This window comes from Rhizobacter sp. P2_H2 (assembly GCF_056403375.1).
In genome coordinates, this window is sequence record NZ_JBFUFP010000474.1 from 1 (window position 1) to 4,049 (window position 4,049).

Consider the following 4,049-nt stretch of genomic DNA (forward strand, 5'->3'; position numbering starts at 1 on the left):
CTACAAGGTCGAGTTCGCCGGCACCACGCACGGCTCGCGCTATGTCGACCTGATCGCGATCGACCGCTRCGGCCGTCTCGTCGGCTGAAGGGGCACCGCATGAAACGCCGTGACCTCTTGCTGGGCGGCGCTGCCGCCTGCGCGGGCTTCCCGCGCCTTGCATTCGCCTCCAACACCGTCGTCACGCTGGGCCAGAGCGCATCGCTCACCGGCGCCCAGGCGCGCTACGGCGCCGACGTGCGCGACGGCATCCTCGCCGCATTCGCCGCCGCCAACCGGGCCGACCCCAAGGGCCCGCGCTTCGAGCTGCAGGTGCTCGACGACGGCGGCACCAAGGACCGCTGCATCGCCAACGTGCAGAAGCTGATCGGCGACGGCGCCGCAGCGCTGGTCGGCCTGACCAGCGGCGCGGCGGCCGAGGCCTGCATGCCGCAGGTCGAGAAGAACCAGATCGCGCTGATCGGCACGGCCAGCGGCAACATGGGCATCCGCAGCGCGGCATCGTCCGGCGCGGTGCACGTGCGCGCCGGCTACGACGTGGAGTACCGGCGCATGGTCGGCTACGCGAAGGAGTTCGGCTTCAAGCGCATCGGCTACGTGCACCTGAAGGACACCTCGAAGGCCAACCTGCTGGCGATGGAGGACGCGCTGGGCCGGCTCGGCGTGCAGCCGGTTGCCGTCGTGCCGATCGACCGCAACGCCGGCTCGCTGATGCCGGTGGCGCAGCAGCTGCTGGCGCAGCGGCTCGATTGCGTGATGTTCACCACCAATGCCGCGCCGGTGCTGTCGATCATCGAGCACATGCACAACGGCGCGTACCCGGGCATGCATTTCTCATCGTCGTTCGCCGGCCAGGACCTGATCGACGGCGTGGTCGCGACGCGGCGCAGCGTGGTGATGAGCCTGGTGGTGCCGCGGCCGTCGGCGCTGGGCGTCGGCGTGGTCGGCCAGTGCAAGAGCGACCTGGCCGCGCTGGGCAGCGGTGCTGCGCTGGGCGTCACGACGCTGGAGGGCTACATCGCCGGGCGCGTCGCGGTCGAGGCGGCGCGCGCTGCCGTCAAGGCCGGCGGCGCGACACGCGGCCGGATGCGCGACGCCCTGTCGTCGCTGCGCACCGACCTGGGCGGCTACCGCCTCGCCTATGCGCCCGACAACCCGCATGGCTCGCAGTACGTGGAAATGGTGGTGATCGACCGCTACGGCCGCATCGTCGGCTGAACCCCGAAGGAGGATCCCTCATGGCTGCATCCTGGACACGCGGGCCGGCCTGGCTCGCGCTCTGGTTCGCCGGCCTGCCGGCCTGGGCCGCCGGCAGCGAGCCGAGCACGCAACAGTGGGCCCAGGCGCGCGCCGCGGCCGCCGAGATCGCCGGCGCCTTCACGCGCCATTGCCCGGTGGCCGGCACCGGCGACCAGCCGGCCTTCGAGCAGTGCCGGCGCGGGCTGTTCGGCGATGCGGCATTGCGCGATTCGCTGGACGGGATCGTGCTGTGGGGCCGCCAGCGCGATCCGGCGCTGTCGCTGCAGGCCAGCTCGTTGACGCAGTTCGCGCCCGACGTGCTGACCGGGCTCTACATGCCGCTGTTCATGTTCGACGGGCAGCACAGCGTGCGCTATGTCGCCTCCGAAGGGCTGTTCCAGCTGCGCTTCGCGACCGCCTTCCGCAACCGGCTCGCGCCGGGGCAGTTTCCGTACCCGTTCTGGCACGACGCCGAGAAGTGGGCGATGTACCAGGGCGCCAACGAGGTGCTGCTGTGGTGGGAGCCGATGCGCGGGCGCGTGAAGGCGGCGCAGTTCACGGTGCACGGCACGCAGCCGCCGGTCACCGTGGTGAAGAGGATGCCGGCACCGACGGACTTCAGCGGCCAGTGGATGTGGATGGATGCGCAGGGCCGGACGCAGCCGAAGGCCACGCTCTTCGACGGCCTGTACCGCGCCGACAACCCCTACCTGGGCCAGCTCGAGGGCTCGTACAAGCGGCTCGCGCTGCGCTTGCGCCAGGGCGAATGCGATTCGTGCCACGTGCCGAGCAACCCGGGCAAGAGCAAGCGCCTGGTGCTGTTGCAGACGCCGGCGCATGCCGCCGGCGAGATCGGGCGGCTGCTGAAGGCGGTGCGCGAGGACCGCATGCCGCGCGACGAGACCGGCATCGAGAACCCGCTGGATGCGGCGACCAAGAAGGCGCTGCTGGAGGACGGCGAGGCCTTCGCCTCGGTGCTGGACGCGGCGCGCCGCTGGGAGACACAGGCCCGCATGGCCGGTGCAGCCGGCACGCCGGACCTGCGCTGAGCCCCTCGCTCAGGCCGGGCGCGCGCTCGCGAGCCAGTCGAGCGCGCCCTGCGCCGCCACGCGCGCGCTCGCCATCGTCGCGGTCAGCAGGTAGCCGCCGGTCGGCGCTTCCCAGTCGAGCATCTCGCCGGCGACGAACACGCCCGGCAGTGCGCGCAGCATCAGCGATTCATCCAGAGCCGCGGCACGCACGCCACCGGCGCTGCTGATCGCCTCGTCGATCGGCCGCGCCGCGCCGAGCACGATGCGCAGGCCCTTGATGTGCGCGGCCAGGCGCTGCACGTCGGCCATCTCCGCCTTCGGCACCAGCTCGTGCAGCAGGCTTGCCTTCACGCCGTGCAGGCCGAGGCGTGTCTTCAGGTGCGTCGACAGCGAACGCGGCCCGCGCGGGTGCGCGAGCTCGGCTTCCACCCATTCCAGCGTGCGCGCCGGCAGCAGGTCGAGCGCGAAGCTCGCCTGGCCCCGCGCGGCGATGGCGTCGCGCAGCCGTGCCGACGCGGCATACACCAGGCTGCCTTCGACGCCGGTCTGCGTGACGACGAACTCGCCGGGCTGCCGCCAGCCATCGTCGAGCGCGATCGCCACCGACTTCAGCGGCTCGCCGGCGAAGCGGCTGCGGAAATGCTCGCTCCACGCTGTCGCCACGTCGAAGCCGCAGTTCGACGGCTGCAGCGGCGCCACGTCGACCGCGCGTTGCGCGAGCCACGGCACCCAGGCGCCGTCGGAGCCGAGCCGCGACCAGCTCGCKCCGCCCAGCGCCAGCAGCACCGCATCGGCGCGCACGGCGTGCTCGCCACCGGCCGATGCGAAGCGCAGCGCGCCATCGTCGGCCCAGCCCAGCCAGCGCTGCCGCATGTGGAAGCGCACGCCGGCCGCGCGCAAGCGCTGCRGCCACGCGCGCAGCAGCGGTGCCGCCTTCATGTCGGTGGGAAACACGCGGCCCGAGCTGCCGACGAAGGTATCGACGCCGAGCCCGCCCACCCACTCGCGCAGCTGCTGCGGCCCGAACGCATCGAGCCAGCGCGCCACCTGCGCCTGCTGCGCGCCGTAGCGGCCGATGAAGGCCGGCAACGGCTCGCTGTGCGTCAGGTTCAGCCCGCCCTTGCCGGCCAGCAGGAACTTGCGGCCGACCGAGGGCATCGCGTCGTACAGGTCGACCTGCACGCCGCCGGCCGCCAGGCGCTCGGCCGCCATCAGGCCGGCCGGCCCGCCCCCGATGATCACGACATTGGCAGTGGTGGCGATGGCAGGCATGGGCGGGGGTATGTGCAAGAGACACAGCGGAGAAGGGCCCGCATTGTCTCCCGCCCGCATCACCTGCCCGGATCACTTGCCGGGAACGGCCCCCGGCGGCGGCTCCGGGAACACCACGACCGGGCCACTCGCCTTGCGGCCAGGCGGCAGGTACGCCGGCGACTCGCCGCCCTTCGCACCGAGCGAGGCGATGAAGGCATGCATCGCACGCAGGTCGGGCTCGCTGAAATCGCGCAGCACGAACCACGGCATCGGCGGGCGCGTCTCGATCGTGTGCGCCACCTTCACCCACTGGTCCGCCGTCACGCGGCTGAAGTAGTTGCGCAGGTTCGGCGCGTAGGTCGTGCCCCACGGGCCGCTCCAGCCGAGCGGGCTGCCGGTCAACCATTGCGCCTGCGGCACCTTGCCACCGGTCTCGCCGTAGTTGACGGTGTGGCAGTCGTTGCAGCCGCCGATCTTCACGAGGTAGCGGCCGCGCTCGATCTGCGAGGCGGGATCGGCCTTGGC

General features: G+C 72.3%; 4 protein-coding genes. 2 read left to right on the forward strand and 2 right to left on the reverse strand.

Going from position 1 to position 4,049, the window contains the following annotated elements; translation table 11 throughout:
- The first annotated feature begins 99 nt into the window (after nucleotides 1–99).
- Both AC1D15_RS20600 and AC1D15_RS20605 read left to right on the forward strand, forming a co-directional pair.
- Nucleotides 100–1,218, forward strand: coding sequence for an ABC transporter substrate-binding protein (locus AC1D15_RS20600; RefSeq protein WP_082004706.1), 1,119 nt, complete (start codon nucleotides 100–102; stop codon nucleotides 1,216–1,218).
- A 20-nt stretch (nucleotides 1,219–1,238) separates the two neighbouring features.
- On the forward strand, nucleotides 1,239–2,288 hold the full coding sequence (locus AC1D15_RS20605; protein WP_477827432.1) for a hypothetical protein: 1,050 nt from the start codon (nucleotides 1,239–1,241) through the stop codon (nucleotides 2,286–2,288).
- Between the two features lie 9 nt (nucleotides 2,289–2,297).
- On the opposite strand, the gene AC1D15_RS20610 is transcribed toward AC1D15_RS20605, so the two are convergent.
- Together AC1D15_RS20610 and AC1D15_RS20615 are read right to left on the reverse strand one after the other, a co-directional pair.
- The gene (locus AC1D15_RS20610) at nucleotides 2,298–3,542 is read right to left on the reverse strand and encodes a TIGR03862 family flavoprotein (RefSeq protein WP_477827433.1); all 1,245 of its coding nucleotides are present in this window, start codon (nucleotides 3,540–3,542) and stop codon (nucleotides 2,298–2,300) included.
- A gap of 72 nt (nucleotides 3,543–3,614) precedes the next feature.
- The coding region (locus AC1D15_RS20615; protein ID WP_477827434.1) for a cytochrome C at nucleotides 3,615–4,049 on the reverse strand (435 nt) is incomplete at its 5' end.